The organism is Neobacillus sp. 204 (genome assembly GCF_046562815.1).
Classification (GTDB): domain Bacteria; phylum Bacillota; class Bacilli; order Bacillales; family Cytobacillaceae; genus Neobacillus.
Genome location: NZ_JBJORY010000004.1, coordinates 20,542 through 44,212, shown reverse-complemented (window position 1 = coordinate 44,212; position 23,671 = coordinate 20,542). Strand labels below are relative to the sequence as shown.

Sequence of the window (23,671 nt, the reverse complement as noted above, 5' to 3'; positions counted from 1 at the left end):
TCAATTGTTTTGTCACTCCTTTTTCTTTTAAGTAAATTTTAAACAATATTTGTTTAAATTCCTGCCGAATTACCGAAATTTATTTTAATTTTTGAAGATTTGTGTCGTTTTTTTGTCTTTACTATTAGTTCTTGCTAGGAGGATTCCGCTAACATTGGCTGGGATTCCGCCGATTATTGGAGTTATTCCGCAAATCGGGGGATGGATTCCGCCATCTTGGTCACTTTTCCCGCCGATTCCCCCGATGATTCCGCCAAACCCTTTTTATTACCTTTTTTAATTTGCCTCGCTATCTCTATTTTCTGCCGTTTAATAACTGGCTCTCGGCTGATGGATTCCGCCAACTTGGCCGCGGATTCCGCCAACTCCCTAACTTTTCCCGCCGATTCCCCTGATAATTCCGCCAAACCCCTTTTTATTACCTTTTTTAAAAGCCTCGCTATCTCTATTTTCTGCCGTTTAATAACTGGCTCTCGGCTGATGGATTCCGCCAACTTGGCCGCGGATTCCGCCGATTATTGGTGTTATTCCGCCTAACCGAGAACGGATTCCGCCAACTCCCTAACTTTTCCCGCCGATTCTCCTGATAATTCCGCCAAACCCCTTTTTATTACCTTTTTTAATAGCCTCGCTATCGCTATTTTCTGCCGTTTAACAGCTGGCTCTCGGCTGATGGATTCCGCCAACTTGGCCGCGGATTCCGCCGATTATTGGAGTTATTCCGCCTAACCGAGAACGGATTCCGCCAACTCCCTAACTTTTCCCGCCGATTCCCCCGATGTTTCCGCGAACCCCCTTTTTATTACCCTTTTTAATTTGCCTCAATCCCATTTTAATTGCTCCCATCTAAATTCCCTCCATATAAACTAAAAACCATTCCGTCCAAAAGGACGGAATGGTCACTAACTTACCTATCTAATTTTTTCATCCAACCCATGCCCATGGCTCCTTCGCCGAGATGGGTGCCGATGACGGCACCGAAGTAACCGATGGTAAATTCGACGTTTGGATACATGGCTGCCAGTTCATCGCGCCATTCTTTGGCGTCTTCTTCGCGATTGGCGTGAATAATGACGGCTTGATAGTTATTGCCGCTTGACGCATCTTCATCAAGCAGGTCAACGATCCGTTTCATCGCTTTTTTTCGGGTCCGGATTTTTTCTAATGGGACGATGAGCTTATTTTCGAAATGAAGTAATGGTTTAACCTGAAGAAGGCTGCCGATAAAGGCTTGAGCGCTTGAGAGACGCCCCCCTCTTTGCAGGTGTGCTAAATCGTCTACCATAAAATATGCACGGGCTGTTTGTTTCAATGCTTCTAAATGTGCCACAATAGAATCAGCATCCGCACCTCGGGACGCCAATTTTGCTGCCTCAATTGCATAAAACCCTTGAACCATGCAGCTGATTTCTGAATCAAATGGGTACACGGTGATTCCGTCTACCATCGTACTGGCTGCGTTAGCCCCTTGGAAGGTGCCGCTAATTCCACTTGAAAGATGGATACTAATAACAGCATCATAATCCTTCGCAATGCTCTCAAATAACTCAACAAACTGACCGATCGGTGGCTGTGAAGTCGTTGGCAACTCTTTCGTCTTTACCTCTTCGTAAAACTGGCTCCAAGAAATGTCTACTTCTTCTTGGTATACCTCGTTTCCAAAGATGACATGTAAGGGAATCATATGTATATTCCATTTATCTCTTAAATCCTTAGGGATATACGCAGTACTATCCGTAACGACGGCTGTCTTCATAAAAAAATACCATCCTTATTTTTTACCTACTATATGGTATTTTTTATTTTATATGAAACATAGATAAATTGCATTACTTCGCCAACAAAAAGAGCATACTTTTCAGTATGCCCTTAACTTGTTCTATTATTTTACCTCTACCCAGCCATTTTTAATAGCGACGACAACGGCTTGAGTTCGATCATTGACGTTCATTTTTTGTAAAATGTTTGAAACGTGATTTTTGACTGTTTTTTCGCTAATGAACAAGGCTTCACCAATACCGCGGTTGCTTTTTCCATCGGCAAGCATTTGGAGCACTTCGCATTCACGGCGTGTCAATAAATGCAATGGACGACGGATTTCAATCGTTTGTAGGTAAGCACCACCACTACGTGCGACTCCAGCTGCTAGTTTGCGGTACTCGTTCACTAAATTATGAGTAACTTTTGGATGTAAATACGATCCACCATCAGCTACTACTTTGACAGCTTCAATCAAGGCATCGGCATCCATTTCTTTTAATAGGTATCCAATGGCCCCCGTTTGTAAGGCATGGGTTACATAGTTTTCATCATCGTGAATGGATAAGATTATTATCTTCGTATCTGGGAATTTTTCAACCAATTCACGAGTAGCTTCAACACCATTCATTTGAGGCATATTGATATCCATGATCACAACATCAGGTCGGAATTCTTCTACTAATCTTAATGCCTCGCAACCATCGTCACCTTCGGCTACGACTTGGAACGATTTTTCAAACTCTAGTATTCTTTTAACGCCTTCTCTAAATAGTTGGTGATCGTCTATAATGACAATTTTAGTAGTCAATTTTTACGCCTCCTAATCCTTCTAACTTCGAAATTTTCTCCATTGGCGGTAGGATCTTAGTTTTTAATTAATAAGTGGAACTCGAATTAGTACAGCGGTTCCCTTGCCTATTTTTGAATCAAAGGTTATTTCGCCTTCAAGCAGATCAACCCGCTCGCGCATTCCTATCATTCCAAATGACTCAGGCTTTTTTTCCGTGGTATCAAAACCGACACCATTGTCCTTGATCAAGACGGTAACTGCTGCATTGGTTATTTCTAATCGTACTTTAATTTCACATGCGTTTGCATGTTTGAGAGCATTTTGTACTGATTCCTGAATCATCCGAAAAAGTGCGACTTCATACTTAGTTGGAAGCCGGCGTTCTAGTCCGATATTCACAAAATCAATTTTTGAGTGGTTATGATATTCTTCGATTGTTCGCAAGTATTTTCTGAGGGTAGGGACGAGACCTAAATCATCTAATGCCATCGGACGAAGGTCATAAATAATTCTCCGGACTTCATAAAGGGCCGAACGGACCATTTTTTTAAAGCTATTAACCTCAGAAAACGCCTCATCCGCGCCTTTTTCCCTATAGACACGTTCGATTAAATCTGAACGCATAATGACATTGGCAAGCATTTGGGCAGGACCATCGTGAATATCCCTTGAAAGCCTCTTGCGCTCTTCTTCTTGCGCTTCAATAATCTTTAATCCGAAATCTTGTTTAGCCTTCGCATGTTCTAGGACTTTACCCACCTGTTTTAAATCACTCGTCAAATAATTCATCACGACTGAGATTTGCGAAATCAGTTGATCGGCACGATCTATGGTTTCGTCCAACCCTACCAGGCGATTTTCTAGGTCTGCTCTTTTATCCAATAGCTGTTTTTTGTACTGCCAATTAATTGAAAGATCCATTTGCAATTGATGAGCCTTTTCATAGGCATCACGGACCTCTTCTTCCGAGTATTTTTTAAAATTCATACTGACTTCTGACAGCATGCTCCGCGCTTCAAGGACTTGTTCTTCAAGTTCCTCGCCTTCTTTTGTAAGTTTACCCATCATTTGCTTAATATTTTCTAATTCATTGATCATATTTTCATAATCTTGACGGCATTGCTCACCTATCTGGAAGATGTCACTTTTGCTGCAAGTAACGGTTTCGATCATTTCTTCACGTATTTCATCAATTGATTTCATATTGATTTGCTTAATTTTCATACACATTCCTCCGATAAGAAGAGCAATAAGCACCCGGACGCTATACCAAAACAATATACTAACTTCAACGAATTATATATCATTATCTTTGGATTTGACTTACATGCCTTTTTACATATTCTACATTGGATTTAATCAATTTGCTATTCAGAACATACACGTTTCCGTTAAATTTAGAAAAAGTAGTATAATAGAAGTATCTCTAACTGCCCATAAAACATGTTTTCACTACTTTTATCTTTTTTATTATAACATGGAAATTTTACTGCCATATTAAAGTTATATTACACCATTATGAAATTTAGGAAGGTGCCGCTTAATGTTGCCTCGTTATCTTACAGTAAAAAAAGCTGGTGAACATGAAATTATTATTCAAAAATCACGATTTATTGCTCACGTCAAAAGAACTGAAACGGAATTGGAAGCACAAGAATTCATCCAAACTTTAAAGAAAAAATATTGGGATGCTACCCATAATTGTTCTGCCTATTTAATTGGCGAGCACGATCAAATTCAGAAAGCCAATGATGACGGTGAACCTAGCGGTACAGCAGGCGTTCCTATTCTTGAGGTTTTGAAAAAAAGAAAACTGAAGGATACCGTTGTAGTCGTTACCCGTTATTTTGGCGGGATAAAATTAGGAGCTGGCGGCCTAATCCGTGCTTACGGGAAAGCAACATCTGAAGGCCTGGATGCAGTCGGAATCGTGGAAAGAAAGTTAATGCAAGTCTTCCATGTCAAAATTGAATATACATGGCTGGGAAAAATTGAAAATGAATTAAGATCGTCCATTTATATCCTAAAAAATATTCAGTACCTAGAAAGGGTGGAAATTGAAGTATTTGTGGAAGAAGAAAAACAGCAAGCTTTCACAGAATGGATGATTGAACTAACAAATGGACAGGCTGAGATCACCAAAGGAGAAATGACCTATCTAGAATCCGATATATAGGCATTTCTATACTTTGGAAATTAGTTCAAAAACAGGAAGTTTCCTTATTTATAAAAATTTCATTTTACCAATCTCAATAAATATTATAAAATAGAGTAGATTTTCAACAAAAGCTGACATTTTTCTACTTTTACTACTAGGAGGCAATCTATGTCTATCGATAGACAAGTATATAAAAATAAAAAGAAGGTTAAGAAAAAGCGTAAACGGATTTTGCTATGGATTATCATGCCGATCCTATTATTGATTATCGGCGCGACAGCATATGGCGGATTTTTGTATAATAAAGCTGAATCTGTGATGAATAAATCCTACAAGCCAATTGACCGTGATACAAAGAAAGCAAATAATGTCGAACTTGAAAATACTTCCATATTATTTATTGGTGTTGATGATAGTGAAAAACGGAAGGAAAGTGGCAGTTCTCGTTCAGATGCCTTAATGCTGGCTACATTTAATAAAGAAGAAAAATCTATTAAACTACTAAGTATTCCGCGTGATTCCTATGTTCATATTCCTGAAAAGGATATCTATACAAAAATCACTCACGCCCATGCATATGGCGGTGTGAAACTAACTCTTGAAACAGTCGAGGAGTTACTAGATGTCCCTGTGGATTATTATGTGAAAATGAATTTTAACGCGTTTATTGATGTAATTAATGCCCTTGATGGGGTCAAAGTTGACGTTCCGTTTACATTCTCAGAACAAGATTCAGAGGACCACGCAAAAGCCATTACCTTGCAAAAAGGTTTACAAGAACTTGATGGTGAGCAAGCACTAGCATTTGCACGGACAAGAAAAATTGATAGTGATATCCAAAGAGGACTGCGCCAACAGCAAATCTTTAAGGCCATTCTTGCAAAAGGTTCATCCATTAAGTCGATTACTAATTACACAGATGTCATGGAAGCAGTCGGGAAAAACATGTCAACAGATTTAACGTTTGATCAAATGAAATCATTTATTAGCTATATTCAAGCGGGTTCAGGAATTAATGTTGAATCGATGTCATTAAAAGGTTCTGACTCATATATTGATCATGTTTATTATTATCAACTAGATGAAGACGCCTTAGAAGAAACGAAAACCAAACTGAAAGACCATCTCAACGGAACAAGCACAGCAAATACAACTGAAAATAAATAAGAAAAACCCGGATAAATAAAATCCGGGTTCTTTTTTTGCATAAATATCGGCTACAAGAAAACAATAAAAGGGTAATTCACAACGAACTAATCGTCTGAGATTTACCCTTTTAATAAAGTAACTATTTTATTAGATTTATCTGTTTTTGTTCAGAATTCCCATAATGCGGAGAAGCGGCCGATAATTTTTATTGATTAAGCCAATCGTTTCAACAAATAATTCAATCGCTAACACGATTATAGTCATGATTAAGATCGAACCCCATACCGTTGTGATGGTAAAAATAAAGGCTGCAAGTCCAAACATGGCAGCCATTGCATAAATTAACAGAACCGTTTCACGATGAGTAAAACCTAGTTCTAGTAAGCAATGGTGTAAATGGGATTTATCTGGAGCCGATAATGATTTCTTGTTATAAATACGGCGAATGATAGCAAAAAATGTATCCGAAATAGGAACACCTAAAATAATGATTGGAACAACAAATGAGATTAAGGTTACATTTTTAAAACCAAGTAAAGACAGTACCGAGATCATATAACCAAGGAAGAGCGCACCGGAATCACCCATAAAAATTTTAGCTGGATGAAAATTATAGATTAAAAATCCCAATGTGCTGGCAAGAAGGATTGTCCCCATCGCGACCACATATCCATTCCCCATCACAATCGCCATCCCGGAAATTGTAATGAAGGCAATCGAGGATACTCCAGCGGCCAAGCCATCCAGACCATCAATCAAGTTGATGGCATTCGTAACGCCAACAATCCAGATTACCGTAATCGGGATACTAAACATACCGAATTCTAAAGACCCATTAAACGGTAAGTTAATAAATTCAACTTCTACCCCGCCCCACATAACGACGATCAGTGCGGCAATGATTTGTAAGGCAAATTTTATTTTGGCGGATAATTCATAAATATCATCTAAAATACCAGTAACTAATATGATAACTCCCCCAGCAATAATTGCTGCGTGATAGGGACTATGTGGATGCAGAATTAATAGACCGAAAAGAAAGCTGAGATAAATCGCTAAGCCGCCTAAACGTGGCATAATCTTAGAATGGACTTTACGCTGATTAGGACTATCCGTTGCTCCTAATTTAAAAGCCAATTTTTTAACGATTGGAGTAATTAAAATGGAGCATAAAAAACATAATATTAAGGTCAGATATAACATGGAGACCCTCCCTATGAATATAATGCCCCATTAATAAATTTTAGAAACAGGCACATATTTCTAAGTACATAACGAACATATTATAGCATACCAATTTTCACATTGATATAAATCAATAAATTATCAGAATATTCAAACTCAAAAGTTGTATCTGCTAATTATTATTTCCTGTCACCATGTAAGACGCTAAATTGCGCCAAAAGGTTACAATTATTTTAAACAAAAATAGTTCGTTACCCTATTTGTGGAGTTTTAATTTAAAGATTTGTCGTAAAAATCGTGGGATAGCCAACATTCTTCTCCACCTTGACGGCTGGCTGATCAAGCGATAAAACCATTCAAGATTCATTTTTTGCCAGAAGTGAGGTGCGCGCTGGACCTCACCGGCTAACACATCGATACTGCCCCCAACTCCCATGAAAAGCCCATGAGAAAATTGGTTCAGATGTTTCGCTATCCATTGTTCTTGTCTAGGGAATCCTAAAGCCACAAAAACAACATCCGGGTTAGCTGTTTTGATTTCATCTGTCACCGTGCTTTTCTCCCAATCAAAAAATCCATGATGACGACCTACAATTTGAATATCCGGATAATTGCTTTGGATGTTAACCACAGCTTTTTGATTGGTCTCTTCGCGCCCGCCTAAGAGATATATTTTTAACCTTTTCTCATTCCCCAATTCAAGCAGGCGTACCGTTAAATCATAACCGGCTACCCTCTCCATGATCGGAGTATTTAAAATCTTTGATGCCAGAATAATTCCATACCCATCAGGCACAACCATGTCAGCGGATTGAATCGTTTTTTTATAATCGGGATGTTCATGTGCATACATAACAATTTCCGGGTTGGCTGTGACAATAAACGATTTACGCTTACTATTTATACGTGATAAGAGATCCTCTATCACTTGTTCAAAGCGTTGATTCACAAAATCTATTCCTAAAACGGTAACCAAGTTTGTTTTCATGTTAAATTCCTTTTGCGGCTAAGCCTTTTTGTTTTTGCATGACCTGTTCACGAAACTTTTTCTGCTGCTCATTGGTCATTGACTTATATTCTTTTAGGAATTTTTCGTATTCAGGAATGACTTCATTAACGGGTCCGAACTTTTTTATTTCACCGTACTCAAGCCAAACCGCCTTTTCACAGAACTCTTTAATTTGGCTCATTGAATGGCTGACAAAGAATATGGTTTTTCCTTTTTCTTTAAACTCAAACATTTTGTTCTTGGATTTTTGAGCGAAAACCTGATCACCTACTGATAATGCTTCATCGACAATCAGAATATCTGGATTAACAGTGACCGAGATTGCAAAGCCGAGTCGGGATTTCATCCCACTGGAATATTTTTTTACGGGCTGATCAATAAATTTTCCAATATCAGCAAACTCAATGATCTCAGGTTCCATCTCTTTAATTTCTTTCTTTTTAAAACCGAGCATTAAACATTTTAATTCAATATTCTCTCTGCCTGTCAATTGATTATTCAGACCCGAGGAAATTGCGATAATCGAGGTTGTTCCAATCGTGGTAACCTCACCCTTTGTTGGCGGAATAACGCCTGCAATAATGTTAGAGAGCGTCGATTTTCCAGAACCATTGACACCGACAAGACCGATAACATCGCCTTGCTCGGCCGAAAAAGATATATCTTGAAGCGCATAAAAATCTTCGCCATACCCGCCGGGTAAAACGACATCAAGCAGCTTTTCTTTTGGTGATCGATGCATTTTATATTTTTTATAGACATTCTTTACTATCACCGTTTCACTCACGAAAAATCAACTCCAATTTACAAATAATCAACAAAACGGTTTCTAAATTTCAAATGAAGAATAGAACCGATTAGGAACAATACTAAAACAATAATCCAAAAATACAATGTATATTGTGGGTATTCTGCTGGATACCAGGTCGTTCCAAGCAAGGCCGCTCTGTACCCTTCAACTATGTAATATAAAGGATTTAATTTTAATAAAAAGACATAGTCGACTCCTTTTATTATTAAATGTTCTGTATGCCATAAAAGCGGTGTTAAATATAACAGCATTTTTAAGACGGACTGGACAACCTGCTGCACGTCCCTGACAATAGTTGATAACGTGGATGTAACTAACGCGAGGGCTAGCAAGAATAATAACATGGCCAGCATAAAGTACGGCAACTGTATAAAGTATATGCTAAGTTTAAAGTCGGTAAATTGTAAAAAGACAGTAACAACTGCAACTAATAATAAATGGGTATAAAAATTCGCCATGATGACAAAAGAAGGAATCGCGCTCATGGGAAAACTCATTTTTGCAATCAATTGGATCCTGGAATAAATCGATCGTGATGAAGCGGAAATAGCAGGATTAACGAAAAACCAGACAATCATGCCCGTTACCATCCAAATAAAGAATGGAACTTCTATGCCATTATCCATGGTAATTCCGCTGCCTTTTCGAATTCCAGCACCAAATACAAACCAATAAATGGTCAGTTGAATCATTGGATTCAGTATCTCCCAAAATCTGCCGAGATAATTATTCGTATTCGCACTTTTCATTTCAAAGGCAGATAACCTCAGGATCAGGTAAAAGGAACTGATTTGTTCCTTTACAATAGTAATCATCGATTTCATGAAAATTGTCCTTCCTATCGCTAATAATAACCTTGTTCATTATACATTAATTTTTCCAAATGGGCATTATAAAAACAAAGCCTCGAGCAATTCGTTGACTCGAAGCTGTACACATTAATATAATGCCCTTTGCTCGTGAGTTTGAGGACTTTTTTCGGCAAACAGCCTGGTAACCAAGTTTTGGCTGGAATGACCTTTCGAGTATTGATTCCATTTTTCAGAATAATATTCGACAATACTAAGGTCAAAGCAGTCGTTTTGAATCAGTTCAATAATTGATTCCGTATCTTTTACAAGTGGTCCTGGCAAGTGCTCTTCAAATCCTCCCATGACACCACGCTGTTGTTTATATTCATCTATATCATAAGTGAAAAAGATGATAGGTTTATGTAACAGTGAAAAATCGTATGGAATCGAAGAATAATCGGTAATCAGATAATCGGCAGTAACCAGCAGCTCATTGATATCATACTGACTCGACGAAAGGTCGACAACGAAATCCGGATATCGAGTTTCAAAATCACCCTTACTAACAATCGCCGGATGTAAGCGTAGAATTAATCTATACTCTGATCCTAGCTCAAGCGCCATTTTTCCAATGTCTAGGACAAGGTTAAAATAATCCAACTCATTGTCTCGATAAGTCGGGGCATAGAGGATGATTTTTTTATCTTTCAAGATTGGATATTTACGGAGTAAGGCAGCTATTGCCTTTTGTTTTGCTTCTTCATTAAAGAAGAAATCGGTTCTTGGAACTCCTGTCGGCAGGATGTTCGCCTTTTTTAAGTTAAAAGACTTCATGAAAATCTCTGCCATCACATCCGAGCCGACTATTACTTGATCAAATTTACTGTATACCTGTAAAAAGCGCTTTTTTGCTTGATCAGTTCTCGATTTTATTGATTCATCTTCCAGACCAAACTTTTTCATTGCTCCCGAAGCATGCCATAACTGAATACACTTGACTTCTTTTTTAAAGGACACAGCAGCTAAAAAGCCAAAGTAGTTATCGATAAAAATATGTCGGGAAGTGGCTAAGTGAAACACAGCTTTCATCCAGTTTAGGAAATGTTTCGCCTCAAAAAGAATGGTAGTAGCCTTCGGGGTATCCTTAAATTTAGGGAATGCCTTTTGTTCGCACAAAAACACCACGTCAGTTGGAATGTGCTGACGAAGAATTTCTTCATATACATACTCGGTGTTATCACCAAAACTGACTACAAACGTGGTTTTGTTTCGAAGCGGGAACAGACTATAGATAGTAAAAAGGAACTTAAAGAACAATAAATAAAAACAAATGGCTAGTTCTCTAACCATTTGTGACAGCATTTAAATCGTCTTTGATTTGTGAAGTAGAGATTCCAATCGTTCTTGGCAGGTAAACCACTTCGCAATATTCCTTTAAAAAGTCAAATTTACCCTTCCAATCATCACCCATAACAAAAACATCAATCTTATGGTTGATTACATCCTGTATTTTTTGGTCCCATGTATTTTCAGGAATCACTTCATCCACAAAACGAATCGATTCTAAAATTAATTTTCTATTTTCAAAACTGTGGTAGGCCTGCTTATTTTTCCCTTTGTTAAATTCATCCGTAGAAAGACCAACTATTAAATAGTCACCTAAATCTTTGGCACGACTAAGTAAATTTATATGACCAAAATGTAATAAATCGAATGTTCCATATGTTAAGACCTTTTTCATTAGAGTGATTCCTCCTGCTATTAGTATTCGGAAAATGCGGCTATATTTATTCATTATAAGAAATAATTTTTCAATTTCAACGTCCTTAACTACACCAAATCATTATAAGACTATCAAACTTAAAATTCAATGAAGAACTGTTTAATTTCCATTAAAATACTGTTACAGGCCATATAAAAAAGCTGACTTGATGAACAAGTCAGCTCCTTCTTATTTTAGTTCTCTAACAATATAATTTTTACTTACCCAGCCATTTGTATCGGAAGATAACTTGATATTGTACCAAGATTTCGTTTGATCCATTACAATATTACCTTTGCTATCCAAGACTAACTGCACATAATCATTTAAATGGAGTTGAGCTATTTCCTTTTTTGCGGTAGAAGGCTCGGGACGAACATTTACATAACTAGAACCGGAAACTCTCCCTAGGTTAAGTACAGTGAAGTAATCATCATAAGTGGAGAAGGGAACTTTAATCGAAGTATCCTTCTTATTTACATTGACCTTTAGATTATAATCATTGGATTTCTCAAGTAGGATAAAAGTTGTATCTTTCTTAATCGTGGTTAAATAAATCCTTTTTCGCTTTTACTTGGATACCTGCTGGGAAATGTATCTTTACCAGCTGGAATTCCAGGTAGTGCTGGAACGGTTGTATTGATAGCCGCTTTATCATAATATTTTTGATCAAAAGCTAAGATGTTCTGCATATGACGGGCAATCCTATTGCCCCAGTTCGGGTCACTAGCATACCAATAGTTCATACCGATACTTTTGCTTGCTACTCTCGTTCCTTTGGAATCATTTATCCGATATCCTAATAGTGCTCCTTCAAAATGAGCGCCTTTTAGCGCCTGCGGGGTCTCCCCTGCCCCGTACTCCCGCAGGAGTCTTCGCGCCTTCCGCTCCAATCAACAGAGTGGGAAAATCAACAATAACCTTTAACACAGCCTTTTGATAAATAGTAAAATAAAACTTTAACAATCTATTTTAAATCCTTTGTATTGAGGTAAGCAGCACTTACCCAAGCAGTTGTACCATTAGCGATTTTCAGCTGGTACCATGATTTTGACGAATCCATTGTTAATGACCCATCCGCCTTCATTACAATTGAAACATATTCATTTAACTGAAACGTTCCAACAGAAGGATAGGATGTGGCTGGACCAGTTCGGATATTTAGCCCTGAAACTGTCACTCTTCCTAAATTTTGAACAGATAAGTAGTTTTTATAGTTACTAAAGTCTACATCATTGGTCCAGTATTCTTTATTGTCCATTTTAACCTTCAGCCAAAAGTCATTGGTTTTCTCAAGAATGTTAAAGGAGGTTCCTTTTTTCATCGTTTTGACTGCATCGTGGACGCCCTTTTTACTATTAAGAACGATTTGTTTATCAGCAGGAAGTGTGACAATCGCTACGATACCAGACGGAAACACATCCCCACCATCGGGAATAGATGGCCTCGTTGGGACATTTGTATCAACATTGGCCTTCGAATAATAAGCTTTATCATAAGAAAGAATCTTCTCCATATGCTGGCTGATCGCCTTTCCCCAATTCGCATCACTAGCATAGAAAAAGTTCATGCCCTCACTATTAGAATCTATTCTTGCATTTGTTAATGTCTTGGTACTGAAACCTAGATATGCCCCTTGATACTTCCAATTGGCTGGATTTAAATAGGTCGCTTTCATTTCACGTGCAATATAATCAATGCACAACTCTACACTTGCAAACCGGTAGGCACCTACAAAAGGTGTTGCATCATAGGCACCAAAGCCAAATAAATTGTTCTTCGCAATCGAAATGGTAGAGGTCCCATACGCACTCTCGTGAATGGCATGGGCTGCCAAGTAAAGCGCATTTACCCCATATTTTTTCCCCGCGTCAATAAATACCTGGCCTTTATTAGTCAAAATACTCGATTTTCCCGTATTCTTTACATAGCCGGCAATATAATTATTAATTTGACTGGCTGTCACACGGGATTCTGTCCTTAAATCAATAAACTGGTAGCTATCTCTGCTGCCCATTGGATCACCTGTTATTACTTGTTGAAGGTAAGTGCCAAATACATAGCCGCTTTTTCCTGCGTAGCTGACTTTATACCAGCCATTAGACGTCTTGCTAGTTGGGATGATGATCGATCCTTTGGGAATCACCGTTAGAATCGTAGCTGTCGTCCCTGCAGCTTCTCGTAAATTTAATGGATCCGTCACCAGATAAGTTGTCTTAGCTACGGCTTGCTCCGTAATTACATCCGCTGGAGGATTGTTTACCTCCCCCGTGTTTGTTCCTCCCGTATTAGGAACCTCGGCAGGCTTGATGTATTTTGTAAAATCACCGCTGTAGACATAGCCTGATTTACCGTTATAGGAAACTTTATACCAGTCTCCAATTCTTTGCTTGGAAGAAATGACCGTTTGTTTTGGAATTTCCACTAGTTTTGTATAGGCCTTACCATATGATGTGTATAAATAGGTATCCAATTTGGCTTGATAATCGGTTGCCGCAAAGGATGTTAACGTGTATTTACTTACATCCCCGCTATATACATAAAGTGTTTTTCCATTGTAGGAAACCCTGAACCAGGTTTGTCCCACGCTATTTACTGCTTGATAGTCGGAATAAAGTCCGTTTCCGCTTGCTAGGCTGTAAACCGCACTTTTCTTTGTATCAGGAGTAGAGTAGAGCTTTACGGTCTTTTTTGGAAAATAATAAGCTCCCGTAATAGCACTATAATTATAGTATTCCTTTAAATAAGTTCCCTTTACCCAGCCAGATGTTGACACATTCTTCCCTTTAAATGGATAGGTATAGGTCACTTTATACCAGTCTGATACCTTTTCCGCACTTATAATCGTTTTGCCTTTTGGAATCGTATGTATTGTTTTATATTTCGTGCTTGCTCCTGAACGCATATTGACGTTATCGGTGGCTTGGTACGTAGTTTTTGTAAATTTTACTGTTTTTGGTGCTGTAGATATTTTCTTAATAAAGGAGGCACTAATCCAACCTGTCTTAACTATCTTTTTTCCACTCATGGTATATTTATAGGAAACTTTAACCCAGGTTCCTGATTGTTCTAAGGCAGTGACGGTTTTGGATCTGGGGACCAAAAAAATGGCTTTATACTTTGTCGTTGGACCCGATCGTAAATTAACATTGGCAGTCGTTTGATAGCTGATATTAGCCAACTTTATGGTGCTGGCGGCATGTGCCAGCTGCAAATTAGATGGAATTACTGGAGTTATAACTTCCCCTACTAATAAACTGGTAGATAAGAGAAGAACCTTCCCGATATTTCTCATTGACACAGCTCCCTGTCGGATTTTGATTGTTGCTTCTAAGCATTTTTCTACAATTTGATAAAAAACTCATATTTTGCCGAATGTACCATCTTCCCATAAAAGCTGGGAAAATATGACGCTATCAATTTATATTATCTCTGATAACCTCTTGTTTTTAAATAGATTCCAATAAATACTTGTTGCAATCTTAAAAAATAGGAAAATTTTCTTATATCAATTAGAGATTCTTCGGAGAGTTTGTCACAATTTGCTCAGAAAACGAGGGATAGAATGACAAAAACACCCAAATTCAGACTTTGGGTGCTTTCAATATACTCATCTTTCATTCTTTAAAATGACTTCTTTAACCACTCTTTCGGCTGAATGTCCATCTTCTAAGTAACAAAACCGTTGATAAAATTCATTCATGCTTTCGTTTGGAACCTTAGCATCCACAAGGCCCTTTACCGCGTCAATCACTTCTTCTGTTGTTTCGACGAGTGGCCCAGGAGCTTTTTCTTCAAAATTAAAATAAAAACCCCTGATATCATCCTTGTATTCCTCAAGGTCATAGGTAAAGAAAATCATCGGTCGTTTTAGATTGGCATAATCGAAAAATACCGACGAATAATCAGTGATCAGCAAATCACTAATCAGGTAAAGTTCTTGAATGTCCTCATGCTTGGAAAAATCCCAAGCAAAGCCCTTAAATGCCTCCAAGTTAAAGTTCTCAGCAACTAAGTAGTGCATCCGGAGAATGATAATATAGTCATCCCCTAATTCTTGCTTAAGCTTCTCCAAATCCAAATGCAAATCGAGCTTATATTTACCCTCCTGATGAAATTGATTATCTCTCCAGGTTGGCGCATAGAGGATTACCTTTTTACCTTCAGGTAGTTGGTGTTTCCTCTTAAATTCCTTGGCTCGATCCTCACGGTCATCTTTATAAAAAATATCATTGCGCGGATAGCCCGATTCAATCATTTCTTTATCAAATTTAAAAGCACGTTTAAAGATATCTGTTGAATAGCGATTGGGAGAAATTAAATAGTCCCAATTCCGCGATTCAAGATAGAACTCCTGTTTATATTGCTCCGTGGTCGTCCCAGCCATTAACACTTCTTTCATGTCATGGGCAAGCTTCTTCAAGGGCGTTCCATGCCAAGTCTGCAGGTAAATTGTCTGCTTAGGTTTCGGAATCCACAACGGCATCCGGCTATTGGTGACCCAAAATCTTGCCCGCGCCATCAAAAACAGCCATTTAACCGAAAACCGTCGTGCAAACGGGATTCCTTTATCGATGAATCCTTGCTCAAAACGAGGGTCGACACTCCAAATAAGTTCATATTCAGGATGATTCCTTTGCAGGTATTCGTATATCGCCCGAGGATTACAACTATATTGCTTACCAAGAAAGCTTTCAAACATAATCAGATTTTTCTTCACTGGAAGGATAGAAATGAATAGGAATAAATATTTATAAGCCAAAATAAATAACTCTTTTAACGATGCAATCACTAGAAACCGCTCTCCTAACCTTGTTAAAAAAAACGATAAGGCTGCTTTTATATTCATCGGCAGCCTTGTCTTTACTCAAAATCCTATTTATTGATTCTCACTTCTTGATCAACAAGCTTTACTAAGTATTCAAGCAATTGCTCTCTTAGTTCCTCTCTACTTAAAGCCATTTCAATTGTTGTCTTAATGAAACCAAATTTTTCACCCACATCATAGCGAATTCCTTCAAAGTCATAGGCAAATACATCTTGGAAACTATTCAAACGTTGAATCGCATCTGTTAGTTGAATCTCGCCACCTGACCCTGTTTCTTGATTTTCAAGGAGATCAAATATCTCTGGTGTTAAAATATATCTTCCTAAAATGGCAAGATTAGATGGTGCTAATTCCACTGGAGGCTTTTCAACAAAGTTTTTCACCTCATACATGCGACCATCTTGCCGGCTCGGATCAATAATCCCGTAGCGATTGGTTTCTTCCTTTGGAACAGGCTGCACACCAATAACTGAAGAGCCCACTTTATCGTAGATGTTCATTAATTGTTTTAATGAGGGAACTTTTGCTTGGACGATATCATCCCCTAATAACACCGCAAACGGTTCATTGCCAATGAACTTTCGTGCACACCAGATTGCATGGCCAAGTCCTCTTGGTTCCTTTTGTCGTATGTAATGAATATCGACATTCCCTGGTTTACGCACTTTTTCGAGGAGTTCAAACTTTTCTTTACGAGCTAAGTTTTCTTCAAGCTCAAATGCACTATCAAAATGATCTTCAATGGCTCTTTTATTCTTACCTGTGACGATGATAATATCTTCAATTCCCGATTCAATTGCTTCCTCAACAATATATTGAATCGTTGGTTTATCTACGATTGGCAGCATTTCCTTTGGCATGGCTTTTGTTGCAGGTAAAAACCTTGTTCCTAAGCCCGCAGCAGGGATAATTGCCTTTTTTACTTTACTCATGATTTGTGCCTCCTATTTACTATATCTAAAAACTTTAAGTGGTCGATTTACATGTAGAACGTATCCATTATCTTTCTAATACTTGATAAAACGAAGCCATTGCCTTTTTATTGTATTCTTCTGGAATAAATTCATCAAGTTTATTATTTAACTCATTTCTAGCCAGTTGAGTAAGCCCTTGCTTTAGCCCCTCAATACTATTTTCTACTAACAAACCATACTTTCCATTCTCTAATACCGTTCGGTTCGCAACAATATCGGTCGCAATGATTTTCATCCCATGGGTCATCGCCTCTAATAATACCATTGGTTGCCCCTCATAATGAGATGATAACACAAAACAATCACATTTTTTCATCAATGGAAACGGGTTTTCTAATTGCCCTACAAGAAAGACTGACTCTTTTAGTTGTAACTCTGCAATTAATTTCTCCAAATTGTTCCGTAACGGACCCTCACCAATAAAATATAACCTAGAATTTGAGAAATCTTGGTGAAACTGAGCAAAAGCTTTAATCAAGTTATCTTGACCCTTTTCCGGGGACAACCTCCCCATTGTAACAAAATTTAAGTGATTCTCAGAAGGTACCAAGATGCCGTCCTTTTCACTACTCTTAAAATGTTCTATTATATCCTCATTTCCTAATTTCAGGATTTTTTCGGGATTAATGGAGTTCATCGCATAATCAAATTTAAACTCCTCGGCAAATTCTGATAGATTATTTCTATTGAGTTCCATTGTTCCTGTAGAAACACTTACAAGCTTATCAAATCTGTTATAGACGGAAAATAGACCCCGTAAATTGGTTCGATGCGGTTTACGCCCATTAATAGTTCGTTCACTATCAGATAGTAAATCATTATGCATATAACATAATTTTTTGTCCGCATCTGCAGCGAGGATATATTTAGCCCAATTCAGGCTATACCCACTAAAATCTATCGCATAGTCAAACTTTGTTTTGCCAAAAGCCCTCTGAAATTCTCGCTTATACGCATTTTCTGGGTACAGTTTTTTAGTGATTGCAGTATGTGCCCCGCTATGATGAATGAATTTATCGCAATAGTCCTCATAAAGGCTATTTACCGCAAAATCATCTCGAAAAAGGAACCTGGCCTGTTTATTTACTTTTTCCATATTTTTTAGTGTTTCATTAGAGGAGGGTGTATTCATATAGATGCTAACATCATATTTATTAAAATCGATATTATCAGTCAGATTTATAAAAGAAGAGGTAATCCCATTATTCCGCAAACCACCTGGATAAATCAGGATCTTCTTTTTTTCCGTTTCTAAAGGTTGAATGACATTTAAAGGTGTTTTACTCTCATTAAAAATGTATTGGACAATTCTAGGTGTTACATTTCCGTCGTCATGAGCGGTAAACTTATCTTTAGCTGCCTGATATACCTGCTTATACTCGTCGCTTATTTTTGAGATTTCCCGAACTGCCGCTGACACTTCCTGAATCGTAAAAAGTGCAGGTCCGGGCCATTCATCCTCGCTCAAGTAAACGCCACGTTCCTCCTTATATACTTGGTAATCATAGATATAGAATAAAATGGGTTTATTTGTGACAAGGAAATCAAAAAAGATACTAGAGTAGTCAGTTATTAAAATATCGACGACACTTAATAACTCATTCGTATCCACTGCTTCGGGTATTAATAGATCTTTGATTTCACTTAATTTCCTAGCTTCATTATATAAAAATGGATGTACTTTAATGAATACATTATACTCTTCGCCTACTTGCTGCTTTAAATAGGACATATCACGTATAATTTGATCTATATCATTTTTCGCTTTGGAAATACTGGTTCCTTTCCAAGTCGGAGCATAAAGAATGGTCTGTTTATTCGGATTAATCCTTAGTGCTAATCCTTCTAGAAATGATTTGAATACATCCGGATCTGTATGATAGGTAGAATCGATTCGTGGATATCCCTCTTGGATAATTTCCCCATGATAGACACCTTTAAGTTTGTAACTTTCAAGGAATATATTGGTGGTATGCTGATTCGGACTAAATAGATAATCAGCACTAAGAAAATTCCTCATGACATTTTGTGATTGTGCTGGATTACCTGGGATATCAAATCCCATGATTTTAAGTGGTGTCCCATGCCAGGTATTTATATAAACCTGCTCATCTTTAGGGATAAAAAAAGATTGGAAGGTAGAATTATTAATTAGATATTTACTAGTCGCTAAACATTTAAGATATTCCTTGGAATCGCGTTTCACAAAGGTGACATTGTTCAGTCCTTTATAGGGTGCCACCACTTTATCTAATTCACCTGAGCCGCTGATTGACCAAATATGTTTGAAATGTTTATATTCAGGGTGATGGACAAGGTATTTAAAGATGGCATAGGGACTATCTGATAAACTTTTTCCATCCCTGCTCTCATAAAAAATAGTGTCATCCATCACGTTCAATTTTTCATAATACCCTCGATATTGATAAACTCTGCGATGATTTGCCTTTCTTACATAATTATAGATTGGTCCAATCATAAATTTTACCTGCTTTTTCATGTAACCTGCAACTCCCTTATCAATTCAACTTACTTATTTATTTCTGATGACTATTTTTTCCATCTATAAGTCGTTATATGTAAGTATTGATAATTTCGAAGCATCTGATACTGGTTTTTACCTTTTTCAGAAAAAATAAAAAGCAAATGGATTACAAGATGTTTCCCTGCAACCAATTTGCTATAAAAGTTTATTCTAAAACCTTATAGAATGTTCCCATTGCTTTTTTATTGTACTCTTCTGGAATAAATTCATACGGGGTGTGATTGGGCTCATTTTTAACCAATTGATTGAGACCTTTCTCCAGACCTTCAATACTATTTTCTACTAAAAGGCCATATCTTCCCTGTTCCAATACAGTTCGATTGGCGACAATGTCCGTTGCGAGAATTTTCATTCCTAGTGTCATCGCCTCTAATAAAACCATCGGTTGTCCCTCGTAATGAGAAGATAGAACAAAACAATCGCATTTTTTCATTAATGCAAACGGATTATCTAATTGTCCCACGAGGTAAACCGATTCTTCGAGATTCAGTTCTGTAATTAATTTCTCTAGATCCTTTCTTAATGGACCTTCACCTAAAAGATAAAGTTTAGCGGTTTTGAAGTCTTTTTGAAAATTCGCAAAGGCTTTAATTAAATTATCTTGGCCTTTTTCTGGTGATAATCTTCCCATCGTAATAAAATTATAATATTCATTCGATGGCTCAGGAAAAAAAACTTTTCCTTTTTGAATTCCTAAAGTTTTGATGAATTGGAAACAACGTTTATTTAACCAGCCAATTTCTTCATTTTCATAGACAAAATAACAGAATGTCTCATCAAGGGTACTGGCTTCTTTAATAATTGTTACTGTTTTCCCATTATACTTTCGGAAATCATTTATATCCTTCGTACCTTCAAGTCCATTCACTTTCCTCATGTTTACAGCTTCATCTGATATGTTAATTATGGCAACCCTTTTTATTGTCTTTTCTGAAATAATAACCGGTTCCTCAATCATCGAAAAGGCATTTTGATCAAGCCAGCCAACTTGTTTTCCATCATGATAAAAAAAGTAATACGTCCCTTTTACAGTTTTATTACGTTTCGTAACGATTACTTTTTCACCTTCTAATGCCTTGGCATCAATGATTTTTCTGCAGCCTAAATTAGGGTACGGTTTTGACCATACGTCGAAATCTTCTGGATTTGAAATGAAAGCCAGGTCATATAAGTTCTTTTCCTCTAGAGTTCGATGATTAATTACTTGTTTATTCCTTTTTGAATTAGCCAGGTTATACAAAGATATCTTGATGTTTCCTTTGATCCGTTTCTTACTATCGTACTCTTTAATAATCGACAATGCAGATGAATCAATCCAGCCGATGACAGTTCCATTAATCGAAAACCTGTTATAAATTCCCCGCTGTGTTCTAGCTTCTAAATCCACCATAACTAGCACATCTTTATAATCCTTACTTGAGGAAATTTTTTGAACTCCCTCAATTTTATATGGTTTACTCCAGATATCACGGCCATGTACAAACTTTAAAATAGCTATTTTGTTTACCTGCTTTTCGTATATAATTCTGTCGGGTAACAGTTCAAAGCATTCTTGGTCAAGCCAGCCAACGATACGATCTTCGACACTGAATTTATAATAGACATTTGTTCCTGCCCGTGCTTCACGTAATATCGCTACCTCTTTATTTAAAAGGCTGTCTGCAGGTGCCAATTTTCCAGCCCCTTTCAACACCGCTGGTCTATTCCAGATAAAATGTTCCTTAGCATTGTTTATAATGGCTCGTGATTGAAAGGGAATGTTACTCATTGGCTGATCTTGCATATCATTCCTTGAGTAGTCCTTTAATTGGCCAAGGCTCTCTTCACACTCTAATTTTAAAATTTTTTCAGGATTAATCGAATTCATGACAAAATCAAATTTAAATTCCTCGGCAAATTCCGTTAAATTACTCTTATTAAGCTCCATTGTTCCTTGGGAAACACTTACTAACTTGTCAAATCTATTATAGACAGAAAAAAGTCCTCTTAAATTAATTCGATGCGGCCGGCGGCCATTGATGACCTTTTCACTATCTGTAAGTATGTCATTATGCATATAACATATTTTTTTCTTCGCATCAGATGCGAGCAAGTATTTTGCCCAATACAAGCTGTAACCACTAAAGTCTATCGCATAATCAAATTGTGATCTCCCTGAAAGCCTTTTGTATTCCCTCCGATAGGCATTTTCAGGATAAAGTCTTTTTGTAAGACTACTATGTGCCCCTCTATTATGAACAAATTTATCTCGATAGACTTCAAAAAGGCTATTTACCGATAATCCATTCCGAAAAAGGAACCTAGCCTTCTTATTCACCTTCGCGATATTATTCAATGCTTCTTTCGATTTTGGCGTTTTCATGAAAATACTAACGTCATACTTAGTAAAATCAATGTTATCGATCAGATTGATGAAGGATGATGTAATGCCATTGTTCATCATACCGCCAGCATAAATGAGAATTTTCTTTTTATCTCTGTCTAATTGATTTATGACATTTATTGGTGACTTACTCTTATTCAATATGTATTGAACAATTCTTGTGGTAACATTACCATCATCATGATTTGTAAATTTATTTTTTGCAGCCTGATATACTGAGCTATAGATATCACTTATTTTTGATATCTCTTGAACAGCATCTGCTACTTCTTGAATGGTAAACAGCGTCGGTCCTGGTAATTCTTCATCCGACATATAAAGGCCTCTTTCTTCAAGATAATCGTCATAATCCCAAATATAGAATAAAATGGGTTTATCTGTTACTAGATAATCAAAAAAGATACTCGAATAGTCGGTTACTAAGATATCCACAAGGCTTAATAACTCATTCGTGTCCACAAAATCCGGTATTAAGATATCTTTTATTTCGTCAAACTTCCTGGCATGGTCATATAAAAATGGATGGACTTTGATAAATAAGTTATATTCTTCTCCCACTTGATTCCTTAAATAGGTCATCTCACTAATAATTTGAAACATATCATTTTTCGCTTTGGAAACATGGGATCCTTTCCAGGTCGGTGCATATAGTATCGTCTGTTTTGTTTTATCCATGGTTAACCCTAATTTAGTTAAAAAAGATTTAAACACCTCTGAATCTGTATGATAGGTAAGATCGATTCTTGGGTAGCCTTCCTGAATAATTTCTCCATTATAGAGACCGTTCAGTTTATAACTATCAAGAAACATCTTTGTTGTATGATCATTCGGACTTAATAAATAATCAGAACTAAGGAAATTCCTAACCACATTCTGCGAATGGGCTGGATTTCCTGGGATATCAAACCCCATGCTTTTAAGCGGCGTTCCATGCCATGTATTAATATATATTTGTTCATTTTTAGGAATAAAAAAAGACGGAAAGGTTGAATTATTTATTAGGAACCTACTAGTAGCTAGACACTTGAGATATTCCTTTGAATTACGTTTGACAAATGTTACATTTTTCAATCCTTTATATTCAGCAATTACAGTTTCTAAATCTTTTGAACTATTTATAGACCAAATATGTTTGAAATGCTTATATTCGGGGTGATGTAAGAGGTATTTAAAGATGGCATAGGGACTATCTGTTAAACTTTTACCGTCCCTACTCTCATAAAAAATAGTGTTATCAATTACATTTAATTTTTCATAAAACCTTCTATATTGGTGATTTTTACGATGATTTGCCTTTTTGAAATAATTATAGAGTGGTTCGACGATAAAATTTTTTCTTCTTTTTAAGACCTTTCGATTCATGAAAATCTTCAGCTCCCTTACCAATTCCATTTCTTAACATTTTATAGCTATTCTGGCCATCTTTAAGGCCTTTTATGTAAGGAGCAGACAATCTACGTTCTCTAAAGAAAAAAAGCAAATTGATTAGTATTGTAATCAAATTGCTTTAAAATGAATTGCCTAT

The 23,671-nt window shown here is 37.1% G+C and carries 19 protein-coding genes and 1 pseudogene; 2 read left to right on the top strand and 18 right to left on the bottom strand.

Annotated elements, in window-relative coordinates; translation table 11 throughout:
* Positions 1-182: 182 nt before the first annotated feature.
* From ACJ004_RS09555 to ACJ004_RS09535, 5 genes are all read right to left on the bottom strand, one after another.
* A complete protein-coding gene (locus ACJ004_RS09555) occupies positions 183-494 on the bottom strand; it encodes a hypothetical protein (protein WP_410892688.1) in 312 nt (103 codons plus the stop codon).
* A 39-nt stretch (positions 495-533) separates the two neighbouring features.
* Positions 534-686 carry a hypothetical protein gene (locus ACJ004_RS09550; RefSeq protein WP_410892687.1) on the bottom strand — a complete coding sequence of 51 codons (153 nt, stop codon included), beginning with the start codon at positions 684-686 and terminating at the stop codon, positions 534-536.
* Positions 687-907: 221 nt separating this feature from the next.
* Positions 908-1,756 (bottom strand): DegV family protein, encoded by an 849-nt coding sequence (locus tag ACJ004_RS09545; protein ID WP_410892686.1) that lies wholly within the window; start codon positions 1,754-1,756, stop codon positions 908-910.
* Positions 1,757-1,882: 126 nt separating this feature from the next.
* Complete coding sequence (locus tag ACJ004_RS09540; RefSeq protein WP_410892685.1) at positions 1,883-2,569, bottom strand: response regulator; 687 nt, start codon at positions 2,567-2,569, stop codon at positions 1,883-1,885.
* A 63-nt stretch (positions 2,570-2,632) separates the two neighbouring features.
* A complete protein-coding gene (locus ACJ004_RS09535) occupies positions 2,633-3,775 on the bottom strand; it encodes a sensor histidine kinase (protein WP_410892684.1) in 1,143 nt (380 codons plus the stop codon).
* A 319-nt stretch (positions 3,776-4,094) separates the two neighbouring features.
* Between ACJ004_RS09535 and ACJ004_RS09530 the strand changes: the two genes are divergently transcribed.
* Complete coding sequence (locus ACJ004_RS09530) at positions 4,095-4,727, top strand: YigZ family protein (RefSeq protein WP_410892683.1); 633 nt, start codon at positions 4,095-4,097, stop codon at positions 4,725-4,727.
* A gap of 150 nt (positions 4,728-4,877) precedes the next feature.
* On the top strand, positions 4,878-5,876 hold the full coding sequence (locus tag ACJ004_RS09525) for an LCP family protein (RefSeq protein ID WP_410892682.1): 999 nt from the start codon (positions 4,878-4,880) through the stop codon (positions 5,874-5,876).
* A gap of 135 nt (positions 5,877-6,011) precedes the next feature.
* Here the strand turns inward: ACJ004_RS09525 and ACJ004_RS09520 are convergent, their stop codons facing one another.
* The 13 genes and pseudogenes from ACJ004_RS09520 to ACJ004_RS09460 all read right to left on the bottom strand — a co-directional run bounded on the left by ACJ004_RS09520 (position 6,012) and on the right by ACJ004_RS09460 (position 23,508).
* Positions 6,012-7,061: a glycosyltransferase family 4 protein gene (locus ACJ004_RS09520; protein ID WP_410892681.1), complete on the bottom strand. Its 1,050-nt coding sequence runs from the start codon at positions 7,059-7,061 to the stop codon at positions 6,012-6,014.
* A 238-nt stretch (positions 7,062-7,299) separates the two neighbouring features.
* Complete coding sequence (locus ACJ004_RS09515; protein ID WP_410892680.1) at positions 7,300-8,031, bottom strand: WecB/TagA/CpsF family glycosyltransferase; 732 nt, start codon at positions 8,029-8,031, stop codon at positions 7,300-7,302.
* Between the two features lies 1 nt (position 8,032).
* Positions 8,033-8,827 carry a teichoic acids export ABC transporter ATP-binding subunit TagH gene (gene tagH / locus ACJ004_RS09510; RefSeq protein ID WP_410893070.1) on the bottom strand — a complete coding sequence of 265 codons (795 nt, stop codon included), beginning with the start codon at positions 8,825-8,827 and terminating at the stop codon, positions 8,033-8,035.
* 29 nt (positions 8,828-8,856) lie between these two features.
* A complete protein-coding gene (locus ACJ004_RS09505; protein ID WP_410892679.1) occupies positions 8,857-9,687 on the bottom strand; it encodes an ABC transporter permease in 831 nt (276 codons plus the stop codon).
* A 114-nt stretch (positions 9,688-9,801) separates the two neighbouring features.
* Positions 9,802-11,016: a CDP-glycerol glycerophosphotransferase family protein gene (locus ACJ004_RS09500; protein ID WP_410892678.1), complete on the bottom strand. Its 1,215-nt coding sequence runs from the start codon at positions 11,014-11,016 to the stop codon at positions 9,802-9,804.
* Entirely contained in the window at positions 10,997-11,395 is a 399-nt protein-coding gene (tagD, locus tag ACJ004_RS09495; RefSeq protein WP_410892677.1) for a glycerol-3-phosphate cytidylyltransferase, read from the bottom strand. The genes ACJ004_RS09500 and tagD overlap by 20 nt, the downstream gene beginning before the upstream one ends.
* Positions 11,396-11,605: 210 nt before the next feature.
* Positions 11,606-11,875 (bottom strand): SH3 domain-containing protein, encoded by a 270-nt coding sequence (locus ACJ004_RS09490; RefSeq protein WP_410893069.1) that lies wholly within the window; start codon positions 11,873-11,875, stop codon positions 11,606-11,608.
* Between the two features lie 89 nt (positions 11,876-11,964).
* Positions 11,965-12,309, bottom strand: coding sequence for a hypothetical protein (locus ACJ004_RS09485; protein WP_410892676.1), 345 nt, complete (start codon positions 12,307-12,309; stop codon positions 11,965-11,967).
* 74 nt (positions 12,310-12,383) lie between these two features.
* A complete protein-coding gene (locus ACJ004_RS09480; protein WP_410892675.1) occupies positions 12,384-14,711 on the bottom strand; it encodes an SH3 domain-containing protein in 2,328 nt (775 codons plus the stop codon).
* Positions 14,712-15,026: 315 nt separating this feature from the next.
* Positions 15,027-16,175, bottom strand: a pseudogene (locus tag ACJ004_RS09475) (CDP-glycerol glycerophosphotransferase family protein); the annotation flags it as partial.
* 116 nt (positions 16,176-16,291) lie between these two features.
* Positions 16,292-17,176, bottom strand: a complete 885-nt coding sequence (gene galU / locus ACJ004_RS09470; protein ID WP_410892674.1) for a UTP--glucose-1-phosphate uridylyltransferase GalU — start codon at positions 17,174-17,176, stop codon at positions 16,292-16,294.
* Positions 17,177-17,243: 67 nt separating this feature from the next.
* Positions 17,244-19,718 carry a CDP-glycerol glycerophosphotransferase family protein gene (locus tag ACJ004_RS09465; RefSeq protein WP_410892673.1) on the bottom strand — a complete coding sequence of 825 codons (2,475 nt, stop codon included), beginning with the start codon at positions 19,716-19,718 and terminating at the stop codon, positions 17,244-17,246.
* Between the two features lie 190 nt (positions 19,719-19,908).
* On the bottom strand, positions 19,909-23,508 hold the full coding sequence (locus ACJ004_RS09460) for a CDP-glycerol glycerophosphotransferase family protein (protein WP_410892672.1): 3,600 nt from the start codon (positions 23,506-23,508) through the stop codon (positions 19,909-19,911).
* Between the last annotated feature and the right edge of the window lie 163 nt (positions 23,509-23,671).

Coding starts and splice junctions, on each gene's coding strand:
- ACJ004_RS09460 (WP_410892672.1), bottom strand. CDS start 23,508: ATGAATCGAAAGGTCTTAAAAAGAAGAAAAAATTTTATCGTCGAACCA.
- tagD (WP_410892677.1), bottom strand. CDS start 11,395: ATGAAAAAGGTCTTAACATATGGAACATTCGATTTATTACATTTTGGT.
- ACJ004_RS09500 (WP_410892678.1), bottom strand. CDS start 11,016: ATGCTGTCACAAATGGTTAGAGAACTAGCCATTTGTTTTTATTTATTG.
- ACJ004_RS09535 (WP_410892684.1), bottom strand. CDS start 3,775: ATGAAAATTAAGCAAATCAATATGAAATCAATTGATGAAATACGTGAA.
- ACJ004_RS09515 (WP_410892680.1), bottom strand. CDS start 8,031: ATGAAAACAAACTTGGTTACCGTTTTAGGAATAGATTTTGTGAATCAA.
- ACJ004_RS09530 (WP_410892683.1), top strand. CDS start 4,095: ATGTTGCCTCGTTATCTTACAGTAAAAAAAGCTGGTGAACATGAAATT.
- ACJ004_RS09525 (WP_410892682.1), top strand. CDS start 4,878: ATGTCTATCGATAGACAAGTATATAAAAATAAAAAGAAGGTTAAGAAA.
- ACJ004_RS09465 (WP_410892673.1), bottom strand. CDS start 19,718: ATGAAAAAGCAGGTAAAATTTATGATTGGACCAATCTATAATTATGTA.
- galU (WP_410892674.1), bottom strand. CDS start 17,176: ATGAGTAAAGTAAAAAAGGCAATTATCCCTGCTGCGGGCTTAGGAACA.
- ACJ004_RS09505 (WP_410892679.1), bottom strand. CDS start 9,687: ATGAAATCGATGATTACTATTGTAAAGGAACAAATCAGTTCCTTTTAC.
- ACJ004_RS09545 (WP_410892686.1), bottom strand. CDS start 1,756: ATGAAGACAGCCGTCGTTACGGATAGTACTGCGTATATCCCTAAGGAT.
- ACJ004_RS09480 (WP_410892675.1), bottom strand. CDS start 14,711: ATGAGAAATATCGGGAAGGTTCTTCTCTTATCTACCAGTTTATTAGTA.
- ACJ004_RS09520 (WP_410892681.1), bottom strand. CDS start 7,061: ATGTTATATCTGACCTTAATATTATGTTTTTTATGCTCCATTTTAATT.